The following is a 21129-nucleotide window of genomic DNA, read 5'->3' on the forward strand; positions in this document are numbered from 1 at the left end:
CCGTCCGCGGCGCCGCCCGGACGGCGGTCGGCGTGCTCGCCGTGGTGGCGGGCCTCGGCGTGGTCGCCGGCGCGGTCATCGGCGCCACCGACACCGCGGGGCTGGACGCGGAGGCCGCCGGACGCCTCGCGCTGGCCGGCGCCCAGGCCGAGCAGATCACCCGGACCTTCTGGCCCTGGGTGGCCGCCGCGGGCGGCGTGCTGCTGGCCCTGGCCGGCCTGCTGACCGTCCGGTCCGGCCGCAGCTGGCCGGCGATGGGCGCCCGCTACGAGGCGCCGACCGCGACGGCGGCCGCCAGGCCGCGGCCCACCGACCGGTCCGCAGAGCTGTGGAAGGCCCTCGACCGTGGCGAAGATCCCACCGACTGACCCGGGGCCCGCCTTGGGGACGGGCGTGAGGGCCCGGCACAATGGAAGGGTCAACCCGTCGGGCACCCCGAGGTGCGCGGCCGGGATCCGGAGAACAAGGAGCACCAACAGATGTCGGCAGCAGCGCACGGCCACACTCCCGCCGCCTGGACCGGCGTGACCATCGCTTTCATCGGTTTCACGGTCAGCGGCGTCGCCATGATCATCCCCAACGTGCTGCTCGTCGTCGTGGGCCTCGTGATCGTGGTGGCCGCCGGCGTGGTCGGCAAGGCGATGTCGATGGCCGGCATGGGCAAGCAGCCGAGCCCGCACTTCGCCCCCGCCGCCGCCCCGGCCGCCGAGGAGCGCACCCCCGTCAGCGCCGCCTGACACCTGCGCCGCAGCGCCGCGCCCCCGGTCACCCGCCGTGACCGGGGGCGCGCGCACGTCCGGCACGCCACGGGTACCGCGCGGCCCTGCGCCGGACGCGGCGGACGGGGGAGGAGAATCGGCGGCGTGAACGCTCCCGTCCTCCCTGCCCCGCTCGGCCGCCGGCTGGCCCGCCCGCTGGCGGCGCTGGTGGCCGTCGGGCTGCCCACCGCGTACGTCGCCGCGGTCGACCCCAACGCGCCGGGCCACTACCCGACCTGCCCGGTGCTGCAGGCGACCGGCTGGTTCTGCCCCGGGTGCGGCGGCCTGCGCTGCGTGCACGCGCTGACCCACGGGGACCTGAACGCGGCCGGCCACGACAACCTGCTGGTCATGGTGCTGGCCGCGGCCGCGGCGGTGTTCTGGCTCCGCTGGCTGTGGGCCGCCCTCACCGGCGGCGCGCCGCCGAGGTTCGCCGTCACCCTCCCGCAGACGGTGCTGCTGGCCGTGCTGCTGGCGGTCTTCACCGTGCTGCGCAACCTGCCCGCCGGCGCCGGCCTGGCACCGCCACTGGTCTGACCTGCCCTCCTGCCGCCGCCGGCACGGACCGGCGCGCCCGCCGCCCGGCGCCGTCCGCCCACCGCCACGTGGTCCGCTCCGCGAGACGCGCGCCGGGCGGATGCGCCCTGCGCCCTCTGCGCCCGATACCATCGAAGGGCCAACGGGGGCGCATCCGCACACCATCCTCACCGGTTCGTGCGAAACGCCCCCGAGGTTTTTGACCGCACAGCCAGGCCGGGCGGGTCCGGATTCCTCCGCACCTCCCGGCACCCAGCCAGCAGACGACATGGGGGCGCTCGCGTGAGTGTGCTCGACGAGATCATCGACGGGGTCCGGGAGGACCTCGCCGAGCGACAGGCCAGGGTGTCCCTGGACGAGCTCAAGGAGCTCGCCGCCAAGGCGCCGGTGGCCAAGGACGGCGTGGCCGCGCTGCGCGGCGACGGCGTCCGGGTGATCTGCGAGGTCAAGCGCTCCAGCCCCTCCAAGGGCGCACTGGCGGCGATCGCCGACCCCGCCGCCCTGGCGCTGGACTACGCGGCCGGCGGCGCCGCCGCGATCAGCGTGCTGACCGAGCAGCGCCGCTTCGGCGGCTCCCTCGCGGACCTCGACGCGGTCCGTGCCGCGGTCGACACCCCGATCCTCCGCAAGGACTTCATCGTCACGGCGTACCAGCTGTGGGAGGCCCGCGCGCACGGCGCCGACCTCGCGCTGCTGATCGTCGCGGCCCTGGACCAGCCGGCCCTGGTCTCGCTCGTCGAGCGGGCCGAGTCGATCGGGCTCACCCCGCTGGTCGAGGTGCACGACGAGGAGGAGATCGCCCGCGCGGTGGACGCCGGCGCGAAGATCATCGGTGTGAACGCCCGCAACCTCAAGAGCCTCGAGGTGGACCGCAACACCTTCGGCAACGTGGTCGACGCGATCCCGGCCGGGATCGTCAAGGTCGCCGAGTCCGGTGTCCGCGGCCCGCTCGACGTCATCCAGTACGCCAACCTCGGTGCCGACGCGGTGCTGGTCGGCGAGTCCCTGGTGACCGGCAGGGACCCGAAGGCCGCAGTGGCCGACCTGGTCGCCGCCGGCGCCCACCCGGCCCTCCGCCACAAGGGCTGACCGCTGCCGTGAAACTCGCCTCCCGCCTCGCCCCCGGCTGCCGCCCGCGCGGCTGCCGCGCGCCCGCACGCCGGGTGCTCGGGCGGCGGGTGCGCTACGTGATCGGCTGCGAGCCCGGGCAGGTGCCGGGCCGTCGATGGCGCAGGACGCGCGGCCGCTGACCGGCCGCCCCCGCCTGCCATTCCATCGACCCAGAAGGACGCTTCACCATGTCCGAGAAGGACTACCTGCCGGGCGCCCACGTCCCGGACGCGCGCGGCTACTTCGGCGCCTACGGCGGCCGCTTCATCCCGGAGGCCCTGGTCGCCGCCGTCGAGCAGGTCGCCGAGGAGTACGAGAAGGCCAAGACCGACCCGGCCTTCACCGCCGAGCTCGACGCGCTGCTCAAGGACTACACCGGCCGGCCCAGCCCGCTCACCGACGTCCGGCGGTTCTCCGCCGAGGCCGGCGGCGCGCGGATCCTGCTCAAGCGCGAGGACCTCAACCACACCGGCTCGCACAAGATCAACAACGTGCTCGGCCAGGCCCTGCTCACCAAGCGGATGGGCAAGACCCGGATCATCGCCGAGACCGGCGCCGGCCAGCACGGCGTGGCCACCGCCACCGCCTGCGCGCTGTTCGGCTTCGACTGCACCATCTACATGGGCGAGGTCGACACGCAGCGCCAGGCGCTGAACGTCGCCCGGATGCGGATGCTCGGCGCCGAGGTCGTCGCCGTGAAGTCCGGCAGCCGCACCCTCAAGGACGCCATCAACGAGGCGTTCCGCGACTGGGTCGCCAACGTCGACTCCACCCACTACCTGTTCGGCACCGTCGCCGGCCCGCACCCGTTCCCGATGATGGTCCGCGACTTCCACCGGGTGATCGGCGTCGAGGCCCGCGAGCAGGTCCTGGAGCGCACCGGCCGGCTGCCCGACGCGGTCGTCGCCTGTGTCGGCGGCGGCTCCAACGCGATGGGCATCTTCCACGAGTTCATCCCGGACACCGGCGTCCGCCTGATCGGCTGCGAGGCCGCGGGCGAGGGCGCCGACACCCCGCGCCACGCCGCCACCCTCACCAAGGGCGACCCCGGAGTGCTGCACGGCTCCCGCACCTACGTCCTGCAGGACGAGGACGGCCAGACCATCGAGTCGCACTCCATCTCGGCGGGCCTGGACTACCCCGGAGTCGGCCCCGAGCACGCCTGGCTGAAGGACACCGGCCGCGCCGAGTACCGCCCGGTCACCGACGCCGCCGCCATGCAGGCGCTGCGCCTGCTGTCCCGCACCGAGGGCATCATCCCGGCCATCGAGAGCGCCCACGCGCTGGCCGGCGCCCTGGAGCTCGGCCGCGAGCTCGGCCCGGAGGCGACCATCCTGGTCAGCCTCTCCGGCCGCGGCGACAAGGACATGCACACCGCAGCCGAGTACTTCGGCCTCTACGACCAGGCGACCACCGAGAGCGGCGAGGGCAACTGACCATGGCATCCAAGCTCAGCAGCGCCCTGGCCGCGGCCAAGGCGGAGGACCGCGCCGCGCTGATCGGCTACCTGCCGGCCGGCTTCCCGACCGTCGACGGCGGCATCGCCGCGATCAACGCCCTGATCGAGGGCGGCTGCGACGTCGTCGAGGTCGGCCTGCCGCACTCCGACCCGGTGCTGGACGGCCCGACCATCCAGACCGCCGACGACATCGCGCTGCGTGGCGGCGTCCGGATCAAGGACGTGCTGCACACCGTCGCCGAGGTCTCCACCGCCCACCCCGGGGCCGCGGTGCTGGTCATGACGTACTGGAACCCGGTCGACCGCTACGGCGTCGCCCGGTTCGCCGCCGACCTGGCGGCGGCCGGCGGTGCGGGCTGCATCCTGCCCGACCTGCCGGTCGAGGAGTCCGAGGAGTGGCGCAAGGCGGCGGGCGAGCACGGTCTGGACACCGTGTTCGTGGTCGCCCCCAGCAGCAAGGACGCCCGCCTCGCAGAGGTCACCGCGGCCGGCTCGGGCTTCGTCTACGCCGCCGCGGTCATGGGCGTCACCGGCACCCGGGCCCAGGTCGGCAACCTCGCCGAGGACCTGGTCGCCCGCACCCGGGCCACCACCGACCTGCCGGTCTGCGTCGGCCTCGGCGTCTCCACCGCCGAGCAGGCGGCCGAGGTCGCCGGCTTCGCCGACGGCGTGATCGTCGGCTCGGCCTTCGTCCAGAGGATCCTGGACGCCGACGGCGACGACGTCGCGGCCCTGGACGCCGTGCGGGCGCTCGCCGCCGACCTCGCGGCCGGAGTGCGCCGCCGGTAGCCCGGGCCCGCTCCGACCGACGGCCCGTCGCCTCCCGTGAGGCGGCGGGCCGCCGGCGTACCCGGACGCTCGGCGACGTGCTCCCGTCGCGCGTGCGGTTCACCCGGACGAGTGGAGAGTGGGTGCTCGGCGCATCGGGTGCGATTGACCCGCGTTGAGCGGAGGGACGGGTTGACGGTGCCGTCCGCACTCCGTGGTTCGTGCACCCTGCAACCGCCCCGACCGTCGAGAGGCCCGCCCGTGCCGTTCCTGCACCGTGCCGTCCTGATCCGCGCGGCGGCCGCCGCCCTCGCCCTCGGAGCGGCCCTCGGGGTGCAGACCTCGGCCGGACAGGCGCTGGCCAGACGCGGTGCCGAACAGGCGGCCCGGGACGCCCGGGCCTGCCTCGCCGCCGCGGCGGCCCTCGCCGAGCTCGGTGGCCCGGCGGCGGGCCCGGACGGGCGACCGGCCGCCGCCGCCGACACGCCGGCGGGCCGCTGCGGCCGGACGGATCGTCAGACCCGGTAGAACAAGCCGGACATCAGCGGCGAAAATCTCACCCTTTCGGCTTAATTCGTCAATGCGGAGGAACCGTACTTCTTCCTCTACGGTTCATCCGTCAGGGGCCGCCCGCCGCGGCCCGCCGCACCGAGCCGCACATGCCCAGGGGGAGAGCCATGGCAAGTCCGCAGACGATCCGGCCGCACGCCGACGGAGGGCTCCGCCGGATGCTCTCCGGGCCGGCCACCGAATGGATCGGGCTGGCCGCCCGGCTCGGCCTCGCGGTGGTCTGGGGCTGGGCGGGGCTCGCCAAGGTCGCGGATCCGGCCGAGGCCGCCCAGGCCGTCCGCGCCTACGAGATCCTGCCCGAGTCGCTGGTCAAGCCGGTCGGCTACGGCCTGCCGTTCCTGGAGCTGGCGCTCGCCCTGCTGCTGCTGATCGGCCTCGGCACGAGGCTGGTCGCCGCGGTCTCCGCCCTGCTGCTGCTCACCTTCATCGCGGGCATCGCCTCGGCCTGGGCCCGCGGCATCTCCATCGACTGCGGCTGCTTCGGCGGCGGCGGCGCGATCGACGCCTCCAAGACGGAGTACTTCCAGGAGATCCTCCGCGACTCCGGGTTCCTCCTGCTCGCCCTCTGGCTGGTCTTCCGGCCGAGGACGAAGTTCTCCGTCGACTCCTGGCTCGCCGCCGCCTGACCCGCCCCGCCCGGCGTCCCGCCGGAACCCGACCCCGCGGGGACACCCCGCATCCCTCCGACGACCCGGACACGGCCTTGGAAACAGCACCCATGAGCGACAAGAACCGAGAAGGAAAGCGCACGGCCCGCGAGCGGATGCTGCAGCAGCGGGCCGCCGACGAGGCCCGCGGCCGCCGCAAGAAGCAGCTGATCGTCGGCGCCGTCGCGATCGCCGTGATCGCCGCCGCGGTCGTCACCGGCGTGATCGTGCAGAACGAGCGCTCCACGCCGGAGACGCCGACCGCCACCCCCACGGGCACCATCGGCGAGAAGAACCTCGTCATCCCTTCGGGGGCCGCCGACGCCCCCTCCGTGCTCACCGTCTACGAGGACCCGCGCTGCCCCGCCTGCGGCAGCTTCGAGCAGTCCTTCGTCCAGACGGTCAACGAACTGCAGGACGCGGGCAAGCTCTCCGTGAACTACCACATCGTGTCGTTCATCGACCGCTCGCTCGGCGGCAAGGGCTCCAAGTACGGCGCCAACGCCCTCGCCTGCGCGCAGGACGCGGGCAAGTTCCGCGCCTACCACGACGTCCTCTACAAGAACCAGCCGCCGGAGACCGCCGACACCTACGGCGACAAGGCGGCCCTGATCGACCTCGCCAAGCAGGTCCCGGGCCTGGACACCCCGGCCTTCCGGGCCTGCGTCAACGACAACACCTACGGCGACTGGGTCTCCGCCGTCCAGCAGGACTTCGACAAGTCCGGCTTCAAGTCCACGCCGACCCTGACCCTGAACGGCACCCCGATCTACCCGAAGAAGGGCGACGAGCAGATCTCCCCGGAGAACCTCGTGAAGTGGGTCGACGAGGCCAACCAGGGCAAGAAGCTCGGCACCACCGGCTCACCGGCCGCCCAGGCCCCGAGCGCCGCGGCCACCCCCTGACCGGTCGGCCGCCCGGGCCGCCCCGCGACCGTTCGGAAGCTGTGACCCGCGCCGGTGCCGATCCGGCGGCCGGGACACGGTAGCGTCGACCCTGTCATGGATCTCGCATACATCCCGAGCCCGTCGCGGGGCGTCCTTTACCTGGGGCCGGTCCCGCTGCGCGCCTACGCGTTCTGCATCATCATCGGCGTCGTCGTCGCGGTCTGGCTCGGCAGCAAGCGCTGGGTCGCCCGGGGCGGTGCCAAGCACACCGTCGGTGACATCGCCGTCTGGGCCGTGCCCTTCGGCCTGGTCGGCGGCCGGCTGTACCACGTGATCACCGATCACCAGCTGTACTTCGGCGACGGCAAGAATCCGTGGAACGCCTTCAAGATCTGGGAGGGCGGCCTCGGCATCTGGGGTGCGATCGCGCTCGGCGCGGTCGGCGCCTGGATCGGCTGCCGCCGCCGCGGCGTGCCGCTGCCCGCCTACGCGGACGCCATCGCGCCCGGCATCGCGCTCGCCCAGGCCTGCGGCCGCTGGGGCAACTGGTTCAACCAGGAGCTGTACGGCAAGCCGACCACGCTGCCCTGGGGCCTGGAGATCCACAAGGTGGAGTCGGACGGCACCCTGATCGAGGGCGTCTTCCACCCCACCTTCCTGTACGAGTCGCTCTGGTGCATCGGCGTGGCCCTGCTGGTCATCTGGGCCGACCGCCGCTTCACCCTCGGCCACGGCCGGGCCTTCGCCCTGTACGTCGCCGCGTACACCGTCGGCCGGTTCTGGATCGAGTACCTGCGCATCGACGAGGCGCACCACATCCTTGGCCTGCGCCTCAACGACTGGACCTCGATCGTGGTCTTCGTGGCGGCCGTGGCCTACCTGGTGGTCTCCGCGCGGCTGCGCCCCGGCCGGGAGGCCCCGGACTCCATCGACCCGGCGGCCCGTGCCGAGACGGCCGAGGACGACCCGTCCCACTCCTCGGACAGCGCCAGCGGCGCCGAGCGCACCGCCGCGCCGGCCGACGCCGCCCCGGAGCAGCCCGTCTGACCTGCCCGAACGTCTGCCCGACGGCCGCCCGCCACCCCGCGTGGAGGGCGGCCGCCGGCATGTTCGGACAGCCTTACTTTGCTGGAAAGTCGCAGGTCAACGGGCTACGTTCGATGCGTAGAGCCCTGCGGGCAACCCTGCCCAGGCCCACGGCGACGGCGCCGTGTCCGGCTGTGCAGGGGGACGTCCGACAGGGGGGCCCGACCCATGAGCACCGCGATACACCCGACCGCCACCGAGGAGCCGAAGCCGCGGATCCCCGAGGAGGGACACCACCGCGACGTGAACGGGGGCTGGCTGCGGCCCGCCGTCTTCGGCGCGATGGACGGCCTGGTTTCCAACCTCGCCCTGGTGAGCGGCGTGGTCGGCGGCGACGCCGGCCGCAGCGCGGTCATCCTCACCGGCCTGGCCGGTCTCGCCGCCGGCGCCTTCTCGATGGCGGCGGGGGAGTACACCTCGGTCGCCTCCCAGCGGGAGCTGGTGGAGGCGGAGATCGAGGCCGAGCGGATCGAGCTGCGCCGCAACCCGCACGGCGAGCTCGCCGAACTCGCCCAGCTGTACGTGGCCAAGGGCGTCGAGCCGGAGCTGGCGCACGAGGTGGCCCGGCAGCTGTCCCGCGATCCGGAGCAGACCCTCGCGGTGCACGCCCGTGAGGAGCTGGGCGTCGACCCGGACGACCTGCCCTCGCCGCTGGTCGCCGCCGCCTCCTCCTTCGCCTGCTTCGCGCTGGGCGCGCTGCTGCCCCTGCTGCCGTACCTGCTGGGCGCCGCCGCGCTCTGGCCGGCCCTGATCGCCTCCGCGGCGGGCTTGTTCCTGTGCGGCGCCGTGGTCGCCAGGGTGACCGCGCGCAGCTGGTGGTTCAGCGGACTGCGGCAGCTGGCGCTGGGCGGTGCGGCCGCCGGGCTGACCTTCCTGCTGGGCCGGCTGATCGGCGGACAGCTCGGCTGACCTCGTGCGATGCCGCAGCTCGTGTGATGCCACAGCGCACCGCATGGATATGCCGTGCGGCGGGTGACGTTCCACACATGGGCCGGTGGTCCGTGCCTGTTCTACGCTCGCCGCGGCGGCTTCCGGCCCTCGATTCCATTCCGGCGTTCGGCCGTAAGGGATGGAATCGCAGGAGTGGTGTCGACGCGTGCATGGACAGGGCGTTTCGGCTCTGTTTCACCCGCGCGACCGTTGGGCACACTGGTGGAAACACGCGCACCGTTGCGCGTTGCACCGGGCCGGTCCTACTAACCGGTAACCGCCGCTGACCTGCGGGTTATGTCCGCCATGTGGACGCCTTGTTCCACTTCGCAAGATCTCCGGCATCATGTAACCTGCACGAAAAATCGCAGAGGGCCAACGTCGTCCCTTAATGCACCAAGCCCCTCCGGCCCCCGGCCGGACGGTGTGCTCCCAAGCCACAAGACGACGACGGGAGAGCCGATGCTGTCTGCATCCATGCACTCCGCCAACGAGCCCGCGCAGGCCAACCGCCCGTACGCGCTCGTTCCGGATGCGCGACCTGCTGCTCAGGGCCTGTACGACCCGCGAAACGAGCACGACGCCTGCGGCGTCGGCTTCGTCGCCACGCTGACCGGCATCGCCGACCACACTGTCGTCGACCAGGCACTGACCGTCCTGCGCAACCTGGAGCACCGCGGCGCCACCGGCGCCGAGCCGGACTCCGGTGACGGCGCGGGCATCCTGACCCAGATCCCGGACGCCTTCCTGCGCTCCAAGGTCTCCTTCGAGCTGCCGGCCGCCGGCTCCTACGCGGTGGGCATCGCCTTCCTCCCCGACGAGGACGCCGCCGACGCCGCCGCGGTCGCCGCCATCGAGGCCGTCGCCGCCGAGGAGGGCCTGACCGTCCTCGGCTGGCGCGACGTCCCGGTCACCCCGGACCTGCTCGGCGCCACCGCCCGCTCGGTCATGCCGCGCTTCCGCCAGCTCTTCGTTTCGCACGGCGAGAAGGCCGGCATCGAGCTCGACCGGGTCGCCTTCGTCGTCCGCAAGCGCTCCGAGCGCGAGGCCGGCGTCTACTTCCCGTCGCTGTCCGCCCGCACCATCGTCTACAAGGGCATGCTGACCACCGGCCAGCTGGAGCCCTTCTTCCCCGACCTGTCGGACCGGCTCTACGCCTCCGCCGTCGGCCTGGTGCACTCGCGGTTCTCGACCAACACCTTCCCGAGCTGGCCGCTCGCCCACCCGTACCGCTTCGTCGCGCACAACGGCGAGATCAACACGGTCAAGGGCAACCGGAACTGGATGACCGCCCGCGAGTCCCAGCTCGCCACCGACCTCATCCCCGCCAACGCGAACGGGCAGGGTCTGGAGCGGATCTTCCCGATCTGCACCCCGGACCACTCCGACTCGGCCTCCTTCGACGAGGTCCTGGAGCTGCTCCACCTCGGCGGCCGCTCGCTGCCGCACGCGGTGCTGATGATGATCCCGGAGGCGTGGGAGAACCACGCCACCATGGAGCCGGCCCGCCGCGCCTTCTACCAGTACCACTCCAACCTGATGGAGCCCTGGGACGGCCCGGCCTGCGTCACCTTCACCGACGGCACCCAGGTCGGCGCGGTCCTCGACCGCAACGGCCTGCGTCCCGCCCGCTACTGGGTCACCGAGGACGGCCTCGTCGTCCTCTCCTCCGAGGTCGGCGTGCTCGACATCGAGCAGGAGCGGGTCGCCAAGAAGGGCCGCCTGCAGCCCGGCAAGATGTTCCTGGTCGACACGGTCGAGGGCCGCATCGTCGAGGACGAGGAGATCAAGTCCGCCCTCGCCGGCGAGCACCCCTACGAGGAGTGGATCGCCGCCGGGCAGATCCAGCTCGCCAAGCTCCCCGAGCGCGAGCACATCGCCCACACCCACGCCTCGGTGACCCGCCGTCAGCAGACCTTCGGCTACACCGAGGAGGAGCTGCGCGTCATCCTGGCGCCGATGGCCAAGACCGGCGCCGAGGCGCTCGGCTCGATGGGCACCGACTCGCCGATCGCCGCGCTCTCCGAGAAGCCGCGCCTGCTGTTCGACTACTTCGTGCAGCTCTTCGCGCAGGTCACCAACCCGCCGCTGGACGCCATCCGCGAGGAGCTCGTCACCTCGCTGCTGAGCAACCTCGGCCCCGAGGGCAACCTGCTCGACGCGCAGCCCTCGCACTGCCGCTCCGTCGGCATCACCTTCCCGGTGATCGACAACGACGAGCTGGCCAAGCTGATCCACATCAACGCCGACGGCGACCAGCCCGGCCTGAAGGCCGTCACACTGTCCGGCCTGTACAAGGTTTCCACCGGCGGCGCCGGTCTCGCCACCCGCCTGGCAGAGATCGCCGCCGAGGCCGACGCCGCGATCGCCGACGGCGCCCGCATCGTCGTCCTCTCCGACCGCCACTCGGACGCCGAGCACGCGCCGATCCCGTCGCTGCTGCTCACCTCCGCGATCCACCACCACCTGATCCGCACCAAGCAGCGCACCCAGGTGTCCCTGATCGTCGAGGCCGGCGACGTCCGCGAGGTCCACCACGTCGCGCTGCTGGTCGGCTACGGCGCCGGCGCGGTCAACCCGTACCTGGCGATGGAGTCCGTCGAGGACCTGGTCGCCCAGGGCGTCTTCATCCAGGGCGTCGAGCCCGAGAAGGCCATCAAGAACCTGATCAAGGCGCTCGGCAAGGGCGTGCTGAAGGTCATGTCGAAGATGGGCATCTCCACCGTGGCCTCGTACCGCGGCGCCCAGGTCTTCGAGGCGATCGGCCTCTCCCAGGAGCTGGTCGACGGCTACTTCGCCGGCACCACCACCAAGCTCGGCGGCATCGGCCTGGACGAGATCGCCAAGGAGACCGCCGCCCGCCACGCCAAGGCGTACCCGGCCTCCGGCATCCCGGCCGCGCACCGCGCGCTGGAGATCGGCGGCGAGTACCAGTGGCGCCGCGAGGGCGAGCCGCACCTGTTCGACCCGGACACCGTCTTCCGCCTGCAGCACTCCACCCGCAACAAGCGGTACGACATCTTCAAGCAGTACACCTCCCGGGTGAACGAGCAGTCCGAGCGCCTGATGACGCTGCGCGGCCTGTTCAAGCTGGACGCCAAGGACCGCACCCCGATCTCGATCGACGAGGTCGAGCCGGTCTCCGAGATCGTCAAGCGCTTCTCCACCGGCGCCATGTCGTACGGCTCCATCTCGCGCGAGGCGCACGAGACCCTCGCCATCGCGATGAACCGCCTCGGCGGCAAGTCCAACACCGGTGAGGGCGGCGAGGACCCGGACCGCCTGTACGACCCGGAGCGCCGCTCCGCGATCAAGCAGGTCGCCTCCGGCCGCTTCGGCGTCACCAGCGAGTACCTGGTCAACGCGGACGACATCCAGATCAAGATGGCCCAGGGCGCCAAGCCCGGCGAGGGCGGCCAGCTGCCCGGCCACAAGGTGTACCCGTGGGTCGCCAAGACCCGGCACTCCACCCCGGGCGTCGGCCTGATCTCCCCGCCGCCGCACCACGACATCTACTCCATCGAGGACCTGGCTCAGCTGATCCACGACCTCAAGAACGCCAACCCCGAGGCCCGCATCCACGTGAAGCTGGTCTCCGAGGTCGGCGTCGGCACCGTCGCCGCGGGCGTCTCCAAGGCGCACGCCGACGTGGTGCTGGTCTCCGGCCACGACGGCGGCACCGGCGCCTCGCCGCTCACCTCGCTCAAGCACGCGGGCGGCCCCTGGGAGCTCGGCCTCGCCGAGACCCAGCAGACCCTGCTGCTGAACGGCCTGCGCGACCGGATCGTCGTGCAGACCGACGGCCAGCTGAAGACCGGCCGCGACGTCGTCATCGCCGCCCTGCTGGGCGCCGAGGAGTTCGGCTTCGCGACCGCCCCGCTGGTCGTCTCCGGCTGCATCATGATGCGTGTCTGCCACCTGGACACCTGCCCGGTCGGCGTCGCCACCCAGAACCCGGTGCTGCGCGACCGCTTCTCCGGCAAGCCGGAGTTCGTGGTGAACTTCTTCGAGTTCATCGCGGAGGAGGTCCGCGAGATCCTCGCCGAGCTGGGCTTCCGCTCGATCGAGGAGGCCGTCGGCCACGCCGAGCACATCGACGCCGAGGCCGCGATCGGCCACTGGAAGGCCGCCGGTCTCGACCTGGCGCCGCTGTTCCACGTGCCCGAGCTGCCCGAGGGCGCGGCCCTGCACAACACCACCGCGCAGGACCACTCGCTCGACAAGGCCCTGGACAACCAGCTCATCGAGCTGGCCGAGGACGCCCTGGAGCGCGGCGAGGCCGTCCGGATCCAGCTGCCGATCCGCAACGTCAACCGCACGGTCGGCACCATGCTCGGCCACAAGGTGACCAAGAAGTACCGCGGCGAAGGCCTGCCCGAGGGCACCATCGACGTGACCTTCACCGGCTCCGCCGGCCAGTCGTTCGGCGCCTTCGTGCCCAAGGGCGTGACCCTGCGGCTGGAGGGCGACGCCAACGACTACGTCGGCAAGGGCCTGTCCGGCGGCGTCATCGTCGTCCGCCCGGCCCGCGACGCCGCGGCCATCGGCGCCGACGCGCAGAACCACGTCATCGCCGGCAACACCATCGGCTACGGCGCCACGAGCGGCCGCGTCCACCTGCGCGGCAAGGCCGGCGAGCGTTTCGCCGTCCGCAACTCCGGTGCCACACTGGTCGTCGAGGGCGTGGGAGACCACGGCCTCGAGTACATGACCGGCGGCCGGGTCGTGATCCTCGGCGAGACCGGGCGCAACCTGGCGGCGGGCATGTCCGGCGGCATCGCGTTCGTCCTCGACCTGCGCCCGGCCAACGTCAACGGCGGCATGGTCGGCATCGAGGCCCCGGACGCCAAGGACCGCGACTGGCTGCGCGAGACCGTGCAGCAGCACTACGAGGAGACCGGCTCCACCGTGGCCGCCGAACTCCTCGCCGACTGGGGCAGCGGCGTCTCCCGCTTCTCCAAGATCATGCCCACCGACTACAAGGCTGTGCTCGCCGCCAAGGATGCCGCTGAGCGCGACGGGCTCTCCGAGTCCGAGACCACTCGCAAGATGATGGAGGCGGCACATGGCTGACCCGAAGGGCTTCCTGACCACCCCGAAGCAGCTGGCCGAGCGCCGTCCCGTGGACGTCCGTCTGCGGGACTGGAACGAGGTCTACGTCGAGCGCAGCCTCCTGCCGATCATCACCAAGCAGGCCGGCCGCTGCATGGACTGCGGCATCCCGTTCTGCCACAACGGCTGCCCGCTCGGGAACCTCATCCCCGAGTGGAACGACCTGGCCTACCGGGACGACTGGACGGGCGCCATCGAGCGCCTGCACGCCACCAACAACTTCCCGGAGTTCACCGGCCGCCTCTGCCCGGCGCCCTGTGAGTCGGCGTGCGTCCTCGGCATCAACCAGGACGCGGTGACCATCAAGAACGTCGAGGTCACCATCATCGACAAGGCCTGGGACCGCGGCGGCGTCGCCGCGCAGGTCCCGGAGCGCCTGTCCGGCAAGACCGTGGCCGTCGTCGGCTCCGGCCCGGCCGGCCTGGCCGCCGCCCAGCAGCTCACCCGGGCCGGCCACACCGTGGTCGTGTACGAGCGCGCCGACCGCATCGGCGGCCTGCTGCGCTACGGCATCCCCGAGTTCAAGATGGAGAAGCGGCACATCAACCGCCGCATCGAGCAGATGCGCGCGGAGGGCACCCGCTTCCGCACCGGCGTCCACGTCGGCGAGGACATCACCGGCCAGCAGCTGCGCGAGCGCTTCGACGCGGTCGTCATCGCGGCCGGCGCCACCACCGCCCGCGACCTGCCCGTCCCGGGCCGGGAGCTGGCCGGCATCCACCAGGCCATGGAGTACCTGCCGCTCGCCAACAAGGTGCAGGAGGGCGACTACGTCGACTCCCCGATCAGCGCCAAGGACAAGCACGTGGTCGTGATCGGCGGCGGCGACACCGGCGCGGACTGCGTCGGCACCGCCCACCGCCAGGGCGCGGCCTCGGTCACCCAGCTGGAGATCATGCCGCGGCCCAGCGAGGAGCGCCCCGGCCACCAGCCCTGGCCGACCATGCCGATGACCTACAAGGTCACCTCCGCGCACGAGGAGGGCGGCGAGCGGATCTACTCCGTCTCCACCACCCACTTCAGCGGCGACGAGGACGGCAACGTCCAGCAGCTCCACCTCGTCGAGGTCGAGTTCAAGGACGGCCGGTTCGAGCAGGTGCCCGGCAGCGAGCGGGCCATCCCGGCCCAGCTGGTCACCCTGGCCATGGGCTTCACCGGCACCGACGTGAAGAACGGCCTGGTCGACCAGCTCGGCGTCGAGCTGGACAACCGCGGAAACGTCGCCCGTGACGGCAAGTTCGCCACCAACGTCGAGGGCGTGTACGTTTGCGGTGACGCGGGCCGCGGCCAGTCGCTCATCGTCTGGGCGATCGCCGAGGGCCGCTCCGCCGCAGCCGCGGTGGACAAGTACCTGGGCGGCAAGACCCCGCTGCCCGCCCCGATCCGCCCGACGGACCGCCCCCTGGTGGTCTGACACCCCGTAACTACCGGAGACAACTCCGGCTGCAGTAACACCGCGACCCGCCAGAGCCGCCGGGATCCTGCGGTTGCAGCGCCTGCCCACTCCCCGACCAGTTGGGGGCAGGCGCTGCCTGCTGTTCGGGCCCGCCGACGCCCGCCGTCGGCATGCCGACGGCCCGCACCACGCGTGCGCCCCACGGCTTTCCTGGCAATCGGCTGGGAGCGGCGCGGCGCGCCCTTCCCGCTGTCCGACCCTGGTGGCAGACTGCGCCCGACGGGCAACTGCCCCACCGGACACGGAGGTCGGCGCGATGAGCATGCTCCACACGGGCGGCGGGGTGACCGCGCACCGGCTGCTGCTGGGCTCCCAGCTGCGGCGGCTGCGCGAGGCCCGCGGCGTGACCCGAGAGGAGGCCGGCTACTCGATCCGGGCGTCGGAGTCGAAGATCAGCCGGATGGAGCTCGGCCGGGTCGGCTTCAAGGAGCGCGACGTCGCCGACCTGCTCACCCTCTACGGCGTCGACCAGGGCGAGGAGCGCACCACCCTGCTCGGCCTGGTCGCCGAGGCCAACGCCGTCTCCTGGTGGCACGGCTACGAGGACGTCGTCCCGACCTGGTTCCAGACCTACCTCGGCCTGGAGGAGGCCGCCGCCTCGATCGCCAGCTACGAGATCCAGTTCGTCCCCGGGCTGCTGCAGACCGAGGAGTACGCCCGCGCCGTCGTCCTGCTCGGCCGGCACCACGCCACCGCGCAGGAGGTCGAGCGCCGGGTCGCCGTCCGGATGCGCCGCCAGCAACTGCTCGCCGGAGGCCGCACCCCCGCCCTGCACGCCGTCATCGACGAGGCCGCGCTGCGCCGTCCCTGCGGCGGCCCGGAGGTGATGCGCGGCCAGCTGCAGCGCCTCATCGACGCCGCGGCCCGCCCCGAGGTCACCCTGCAGGTGGTGCCGCTCGGCACCGACCTGCCCGGCGCCGAGGCCGGCGCGTTCTCCGTCCTCGGCTTCACCGAGGCCGAACTGCCCGACGTCGTCTACCTGGAGCAGTTCACCAGCGCCCTCTACCTGGACCGGCCGGCCGAGGTCGCCGAGTACGCCGCAGCGCTGCGCCGGCTCAGTGCGGCGAGCCTGTCGCCCGAGCGTTCACTCGCCCTTCTCCGGTCCGTTCTCCAGGACATCTGATCGTCGGTCAGTAGGATGAGGTTCCGTCAAATCCGGTCGCGAGGGCGGACCTCACCGAAAGGCAGCGGATGTCTCACTTCACGGAACTGTCGCAGCAGTACATCGACGGCCAGTGGCGCCCCGGCAGCGGCTCGTGGGACATCGTCGACATCAACCCCTACGACGGGGAGAAGCTCGCCGCCATCACCGTCGCCACCGCCGACGAGGTCGACCAGGCGTACCGGGCCGCCCAGCGCGCCCAGCGCACCTGGGCCGCTACCAACCCGTACACCCGCCGCCTCGTCTTCGAGCGCGCCCTGCGGCTCCTCGAGGACCGCGAGCAGGAGATCACCGACACGATCATCGCCGAGCTCGGCGGTACCCGCCTCAAGGCGGCCTTCGAGATCTCCCTCTCCAAGGACATGCTCCGCGAGTGCATGCAGCTCTCGCTGCGCGCCGAGGGCCGCATCCTGCCCTCCCCGGTCGACGGCAAGGAGAACCGCCTCTACCGCCTGCCGGTCGGCGTCGTCGGCGTCATCAGCCCGTTCAACTTCCCGCTGTTCCTCTCGCTCAAGGCCGTCGCCCCCGCTCTCGCCCTCGGCAACGGCGTGGTCCTCAAGCCCCACCAGGACGCCCCGATCACCGGCGGCACCCTGATCGCCAAGCTCTTCGAGGACGCCGGCCTGCCCGCCGGCCTGCTCAACGTCGTCCTCACCGACATCGCCGAGATCGGCGACGCCTTCATCGAGCACCCCGTCCCCAAGGTCATCGCCTTCACCGGCTCCGACGCCGTCGGCCGGCACGTCGCCACCGTCGCCGCCTCCCACTTCAAGCGCACCGTCCTCGAACTCGGCGGCAACAGCGCCCTCGTGGTCCTCGACGACGCCGACCTCGACTACGCCGTCGACGCCGCGGTCTTCAGCCGCTTCGCCCACCAGGGCCAGGTCTGCATGGCCGCCAACCGCGTTCTCGTCGACCGCTCCGTCCTCGACGAGTTCACCGCCAAGTTCGTCGCCAAGATCCGCACCCTCACCGTCGGCGACCCCCAGGACCCGGCCACCGACATCGGCCCGCTCATCAACTCCGCCCAGGCCGACGCCATCACCTCCCAGGTCGACGAGGCCGTCGCCGGCGGCGCCGAGGTGCTGCTCCGCGGCACCACCGTCGGCACCCTCATGGACCCGGTCGTCCTCACCGGCGTCCCGCACGACGCCCCCGTGCTGCGGCGCGAGATCTTCGGCCCGGTCGTCGTGGTGGTGCCCTTCGACGGCGACGACGAGGCCGTCGAGATCGCCAACGACACCCCGTTCGGCCTCAGCGGCGCCGTCCACACCGGCGACATCGAGCGCGGCGTCCGCTTCGCCCAGCGGATCGAGACCGGCATGATCCACATCAACGACGGCACCATCGCCGACGAGCCGATCGTCCCCTTCGGCGGCGAGAAGAACTCCGGCCTCGGCCGCCTCAACGGCGACGCCACCGTGGAGGCCTTCACCACCGTCAAGTGGATCTCCATCCAGCACGGCCGCAGCCGCTTCCCGTTCTGACCCGCACACCGGCCGGGGCCCGCTGTCGGCCCCGGCCGGCAGCGTACGCGCCATGACGGACCATCAGTTCGCCCTGCCCGGCGGTCGCACCCTCCGGACCTACGACAGCGGGCCCGCGGACGCCGCCCTCACCGTCGTCCGGCCCCACGGCACGCCCAACCTCGGCACACCGCCCGAGCCGCTGCTGCCCGCCGCCACCCGGCTCGGCATCCGCTTCGTCTCCCACGGCCGCCCCGGCTACGGCGCCTCCACACCCCGCCCCGGCCGGGACATCGCCTCCGCGGCCGCCATCCGCCCCGACGACGGCCACATCTCCGTCCTCACCTCCGCGGAGGACGCCCTCGCCCGACTGCGCGACCTGGCCGCAGGCTGGATCGGAGGGCCACCGCACGCCGACCAGGGGCGCGGGGAACTGCGCACTGCGGATGGGCCACCGTTCGGGCCATGGGTGGGCCGGGTTCGGCAGGAGAGTCACCTCCCGATTGCGCAGGTCTCCGCCCAGCCTCCGGCCGGGAGGTGCCCCCACGCGCCCCTGACGTGATGCCCCCTACCTGATGGGGGTACCGACTGGGGGCGCGGGGAACTGCGCACTGCGGATGGGCCACCGTTCGGGCCATGGGTGGGCCGGGTTCGGCAGGAGAGTCACCTCCCGATTGCGCAGGTTTCCGCCCAGCCTCCGGCCGGGAGGTGCCCCCACGCGCCCCTGAGGTGCCGCCCACCCACCTGATGGGGGTACCCGACTGGGGGCGCGGGGAACTGCGCACTGCGGATGGGGCGAAACGTGCATGTCCGGGTGGGCCGATCTACGCCGCCGTCCACCCTCCTCGGATTGCGCAGGTCTCCGCCCAGCCTCCGGCCGGGAGGTGCCCCCACACGCCCCTGAGGTGCCGCCCACCCACCTGATGGGGGTACCGACTGGGGGCGCGGGGAACTGCGCACTGCGGATGGGGGAAACGTGCATGTCCGGGTGGGCCGATCTACGCCGCCGTCCACCCTCCTCGGATTGCGCAGGTTTCCGCCCAGCCTTCGGCCGGGGGGTGCCCCCACGCGCCCCTGAGGTGCCGCCCACCCACCTGATGGGGGTACCGACTGGGGGCGCGGGGAACTGCGCACTGCGGATGGGGCGAAACGTGCATGTCCGGGTGGGCCGATCTACGCCGCCGTCCACCCTCCTCGGATTGCGCAGGTCTCCGCCCAGCCTTCGGCCGGGAGGTGCCCCCACGCGCCCCTGAGGTGCCGCCCCGAGCGTCCCTCAGTGGTTGCCCGCGTCGAGCAGGAACTCGTCCAGTTCGGTGCCGTACCAGCGGGTGGTGCGACCCAGGGGTTCCATGCCCAGGCGGCGGCAGACCGCTGCCGAGGGTTCGTTGCCCGGCCGGACGACCGCCCGGATCTCCGGCAGCCCGTCCGCGAAGCCCTTCGCCACGGCGGCCCGTGCCGCCTCGGTGGCGAAGCCCCGGCCCCAGGAGTCCGGGTGGAAGTGCCAGCCCACCTCCACCTCGCCGTCCCCGTCCGGCAGCGGTACCAGCAGCACCGAACCGGCCACCACCCCGGTGTCCGCCCGCTCGACCGCCCACACCCCGTACCGCGGGTCCGCCGACCGCCCCCGGAACCGCTCGATCAGCGCCAGCGCCTCCGCCTCGTCCGCCAGCACCCGCGGCTGCGCCCCCAGCCAGCGGGCCACCTCCCACCGCCCGTACAGGTCCAGGGCACGCGCCGCGTCCCCCGGCTCCCACAGTCGCAGCACCAGCCGCTCGGTACGCCACACGAAGAACCACCGCCCCTTCTCGCAGAGGGTCCGATCCTGCCCCCGCCCGGCCCGCCACTCCAGGGCCCGGAACGGTCTCCTACTGACCGCCGTCCTGGCCGCGCGCCGGCCCGCCGTCCACGGCCCCCGTCGGCACCTGCGGTGCGCCCGTGGCCAGGTCCAGCACCACCCGGCCGTCCAGCGGGCCGGCCAGCCGGAACTGCGCCGGCGAGACGTGCGCCGCCAGGTCGCACACCGTCCCGGGCGGCACCGTCGACCGTACCCGGGCGATCAGCACCACCGCCGCGCCCGTCTCGTACGCCTCGGTGCGCTCCACCCGCTCGCAGCTGCCGTGCGCGACCCCCGCCGTCACCGTCCGCCCGTCCGCGGACACCGACGAGAACGCCGCCGGCCGCGCCCCCGGCACCTCCTTCGCAGGCCCGGACGGCGGCTGCTGCGACTCCACCGCCGGGTAGGTGAACGGATCGGCGTACCCGGCGATCCGGAACCGCCACACCGGGATCTCCGCCCGCCCGCGGCTGGTCGACACCTCCCGCGTCCCCGGCTCCGCGCCCGTCACCTTCAGCGGCCGCTCACAGCCGTCGTTGCACCCCGGCCTGCCCTCCGTCAGCGACCGGAACACGGCATCCGCCGACCGCAGCGGCAGCGTCAGCTGCGAACCGTCCGCCCACCGCACCTGGGTCAGCCCCGAGAACGTCTGCGGCAGCCCGCCCGCCAGCACCAGCCGCCCGGACTGGTACGCGTCCTTGTCCGCACCGCTGTGGAACGCGTCCTGCGGCAGCCACTCCGCCGGTACGCCCACCGGGTAGTAGCCCGACTTCCAGATCTTCTCCTGCGCCGACCCCGGCCACGCCGCCGCCACCTCGGCCGCCCGCTGCCGCGCGGGCGCGTCCGCCGTGGCGCCGCCCTCCGCCGGGCCGCCGCGCACCACCGTGCTGCCGCAGCCCGCCAGCACCCACACCACCAGCACTGCCGGCAGCGCCGCCGCCACCACACCCCTGCGCATCCGAGGACCCCCTACCGGTACGAACCAACCGAACGGCAGTGGGACGCAGCACCCCGCCGACGGGTTCCGCCCCCGCTCCCGGGGCGCGCGGACCGTCCCGCGGCGCGACACTGGTGAGCGGTCCCGCACCCGCGCGGCCCGAGGAGGTGCCCCATGACCGAGTACGAACTGTCGTTCCCGCACCCCGGCCAGGACACCGAGGACATCGTCGTGGTGCACCCCACCGGCACACTCGGCCCCGGCGGTCACCCGGTGTACACCGACGACAGCGGCATCGTCCGCGCCGAGATCAGCGACCGCGACGAGGTCCGGATGCTCGCCACCGGCGGCCGCCAGGAACTCACGCCGCCCTCCACCGTCCGCCGCCGTGCCTGACCCGCTCCCGGCCG

At 72.9% G+C, this 21129-nt stretch carries 20 protein-coding genes; 18 read left to right on the forward strand and 2 right to left on the reverse strand.

Annotation, left to right across the window (positions count from 1 at the left end; all coding sequences use genetic code 11):
• The 17 genes from KSNIM_RS27885 to KSNIM_RS27960 all read left to right on the forward strand — a co-directional run.
• A partial coding sequence (locus tag KSNIM_RS27885; RefSeq protein WP_263105875.1) for a Trp biosynthesis-associated membrane protein occupies window positions 1-368 on the forward strand: 368 nt, incomplete at its 5' end.
• A 111-nt stretch (window positions 369-479) separates the two neighbouring features.
• Window positions 480-737: an HGxxPAAW family protein gene (locus tag KSNIM_RS27890; protein WP_263105876.1), complete on the forward strand. Its 258-nt coding sequence runs from the start codon at window positions 480-482 to the stop codon at window positions 735-737.
• Window positions 738-863: 126 nt separating this feature from the next.
• A complete protein-coding gene (locus KSNIM_RS27895; RefSeq protein ID WP_263105877.1) occupies window positions 864-1295 on the forward strand; it encodes a DUF2752 domain-containing protein in 432 nt (143 codons plus the stop codon).
• A gap of 282 nt (window positions 1296-1577) precedes the next feature.
• Window positions 1578-2384, forward strand: coding sequence for an indole-3-glycerol phosphate synthase TrpC (gene trpC / locus KSNIM_RS27900; RefSeq protein WP_263105878.1), 807 nt, complete (start codon window positions 1578-1580; stop codon window positions 2382-2384).
• Between the two features lie 8 nt (window positions 2385-2392).
• Window positions 2393-2545 carry a tryptophan biosynthesis modulator TrpM gene (gene trpM / locus KSNIM_RS39480; protein WP_411543783.1) on the forward strand — a complete coding sequence of 51 codons (153 nt, stop codon included), beginning with the start codon at window positions 2393-2395 and terminating at the stop codon, window positions 2543-2545.
• Window positions 2546-2593: 48 nt separating this feature from the next.
• Complete coding sequence (gene trpB / locus KSNIM_RS27905) at window positions 2594-3841, forward strand: tryptophan synthase subunit beta (RefSeq protein ID WP_263105879.1); 1248 nt, start codon at window positions 2594-2596, stop codon at window positions 3839-3841.
• Window positions 3842-3843: 2 nt separating this feature from the next.
• The gene (trpA, locus tag KSNIM_RS27910; RefSeq protein ID WP_263105880.1) at window positions 3844-4653 is read left to right on the forward strand and encodes a tryptophan synthase subunit alpha; all 810 of its coding nucleotides are present in this window, start codon (window positions 3844-3846) and stop codon (window positions 4651-4653) included.
• 240 nt (window positions 4654-4893) lie between these two features.
• Window positions 4894-5160, forward strand: a complete 267-nt coding sequence (locus tag KSNIM_RS27915) for a hypothetical protein (protein WP_263105881.1) — start codon at window positions 4894-4896, stop codon at window positions 5158-5160.
• A gap of 149 nt (window positions 5161-5309) precedes the next feature.
• Window positions 5310-5828, forward strand: a complete 519-nt coding sequence (locus KSNIM_RS27920; RefSeq protein WP_263105882.1) for a MauE/DoxX family redox-associated membrane protein — start codon at window positions 5310-5312, stop codon at window positions 5826-5828.
• Window positions 5829-5920: 92 nt separating this feature from the next.
• The gene (locus tag KSNIM_RS27925; protein ID WP_263105883.1) at window positions 5921-6754 is read left to right on the forward strand and encodes a DsbA family protein; all 834 of its coding nucleotides are present in this window, start codon (window positions 5921-5923) and stop codon (window positions 6752-6754) included.
• Window positions 6755-6850: 96 nt separating this feature from the next.
• Entirely contained in the window at window positions 6851-7783 is a 933-nt protein-coding gene (gene lgt, locus KSNIM_RS27930; RefSeq protein WP_263105884.1) for a prolipoprotein diacylglyceryl transferase, read from the forward strand.
• 207 nt (window positions 7784-7990) lie between these two features.
• A complete protein-coding gene (locus KSNIM_RS27935) occupies window positions 7991-8731 on the forward strand; it encodes a VIT1/CCC1 transporter family protein (RefSeq protein ID WP_263105885.1) in 741 nt (246 codons plus the stop codon).
• 483 nt (window positions 8732-9214) lie between these two features.
• Window positions 9215-13825, forward strand: coding sequence for a glutamate synthase large subunit (gene gltB, locus KSNIM_RS27940; protein ID WP_411543784.1), 4611 nt, complete (start codon window positions 9215-9217; stop codon window positions 13823-13825).
• Window positions 13818-15278, forward strand: a complete 1461-nt coding sequence (locus KSNIM_RS27945; protein ID WP_263105886.1) for a glutamate synthase subunit beta — start codon at window positions 13818-13820, stop codon at window positions 15276-15278. The genes gltB and KSNIM_RS27945 overlap by 8 nt, the downstream gene beginning before the upstream one ends.
• Window positions 15279-15576: 298 nt before the next feature.
• A complete protein-coding gene (locus tag KSNIM_RS27950) occupies window positions 15577-16443 on the forward strand; it encodes a helix-turn-helix domain-containing protein (protein WP_263105887.1) in 867 nt (288 codons plus the stop codon).
• 68 nt (window positions 16444-16511) lie between these two features.
• Window positions 16512-17969 carry an aldehyde dehydrogenase family protein gene (locus KSNIM_RS27955; RefSeq protein ID WP_263105888.1) on the forward strand — a complete coding sequence of 486 codons (1458 nt, stop codon included), beginning with the start codon at window positions 16512-16514 and terminating at the stop codon, window positions 17967-17969.
• Between the two features lie 52 nt (window positions 17970-18021).
• Window positions 18022-18510, forward strand: a complete 489-nt coding sequence (locus KSNIM_RS27960; protein WP_263105889.1) for a hypothetical protein — start codon at window positions 18022-18024, stop codon at window positions 18508-18510.
• 711 nt (window positions 18511-19221) lie between these two features.
• On the opposite strand, the gene KSNIM_RS27965 is transcribed toward KSNIM_RS27960, so the two are convergent.
• Both KSNIM_RS27965 and KSNIM_RS27970 read right to left on the reverse strand, forming a co-directional pair.
• Window positions 19222-19734 carry a GNAT family N-acetyltransferase gene (locus tag KSNIM_RS27965; protein WP_263105890.1) on the reverse strand — a complete coding sequence of 171 codons (513 nt, stop codon included), beginning with the start codon at window positions 19732-19734 and terminating at the stop codon, window positions 19222-19224.
• A 79-nt stretch (window positions 19735-19813) separates the two neighbouring features.
• Complete coding sequence (locus tag KSNIM_RS27970) at window positions 19814-20740, reverse strand: hypothetical protein (RefSeq protein WP_263105891.1); 927 nt, start codon at window positions 20738-20740, stop codon at window positions 19814-19816.
• Between the two features lie 153 nt (window positions 20741-20893).
• Between KSNIM_RS27970 and KSNIM_RS27975 the strand changes: the two genes are divergently transcribed.
• Complete coding sequence (locus tag KSNIM_RS27975; protein ID WP_263105892.1) at window positions 20894-21115, forward strand: DUF6296 family protein; 222 nt, start codon at window positions 20894-20896, stop codon at window positions 21113-21115.
• Window positions 21116-21129 lie beyond the last annotated feature (14 nt).

This window comes from Kitasatospora sp. DSM 101779 (assembly GCF_025655475.1).
Classification (GTDB): Bacteria; Actinomycetota; Actinomycetes; order Streptomycetales; family Streptomycetaceae; genus Kitasatospora.

Excerpts from the sequence above, each read along its gene's own strand:
- KSNIM_RS27975 (WP_263105892.1), top strand. The coding sequence starts at position 20,894 with ATGACCGAGTACGAACTGTCGTTCCCGCACCCCGGCCAGGACACCGAG.
- KSNIM_RS27955 (WP_263105888.1), top strand. The coding sequence starts at position 16,512 with ATGTCTCACTTCACGGAACTGTCGCAGCAGTACATCGACGGCCAGTGG.
- KSNIM_RS27960 (WP_263105889.1), top strand. The coding sequence starts at position 18,022 with ATGACGGACCATCAGTTCGCCCTGCCCGGCGGTCGCACCCTCCGGACC.
- lgt (WP_263105884.1), top strand. The coding sequence starts at position 6,851 with ATGGATCTCGCATACATCCCGAGCCCGTCGCGGGGCGTCCTTTACCTG.
- KSNIM_RS27950 (WP_263105887.1), top strand. The coding sequence starts at position 15,577 with ATGAGCATGCTCCACACGGGCGGCGGGGTGACCGCGCACCGGCTGCTG.
- KSNIM_RS27890 (WP_263105876.1), top strand. The coding sequence starts at position 480 with ATGTCGGCAGCAGCGCACGGCCACACTCCCGCCGCCTGGACCGGCGTG.
- KSNIM_RS27970 (WP_263105891.1), bottom strand. The coding sequence starts at position 20,740 with ATGCGCAGGGGTGTGGTGGCGGCGGCGCTGCCGGCAGTGCTGGTGGTG.
- trpA (WP_263105880.1), top strand. The coding sequence starts at position 3,844 with ATGGCATCCAAGCTCAGCAGCGCCCTGGCCGCGGCCAAGGCGGAGGAC.
- KSNIM_RS27925 (WP_263105883.1), top strand. The coding sequence starts at position 5,921 with ATGAGCGACAAGAACCGAGAAGGAAAGCGCACGGCCCGCGAGCGGATG.
- gltB (WP_411543784.1), top strand. The coding sequence starts at position 9,215 with ATGCTGTCTGCATCCATGCACTCCGCCAACGAGCCCGCGCAGGCCAAC.
- KSNIM_RS27945 (WP_263105886.1), top strand. The coding sequence starts at position 13,818 with ATGGCTGACCCGAAGGGCTTCCTGACCACCCCGAAGCAGCTGGCCGAG.
- KSNIM_RS27935 (WP_263105885.1), top strand. The coding sequence starts at position 7,991 with ATGAGCACCGCGATACACCCGACCGCCACCGAGGAGCCGAAGCCGCGG.
- trpB (WP_263105879.1), top strand. The coding sequence starts at position 2,594 with ATGTCCGAGAAGGACTACCTGCCGGGCGCCCACGTCCCGGACGCGCGC.
- KSNIM_RS27920 (WP_263105882.1), top strand. The coding sequence starts at position 5,310 with ATGGCAAGTCCGCAGACGATCCGGCCGCACGCCGACGGAGGGCTCCGC.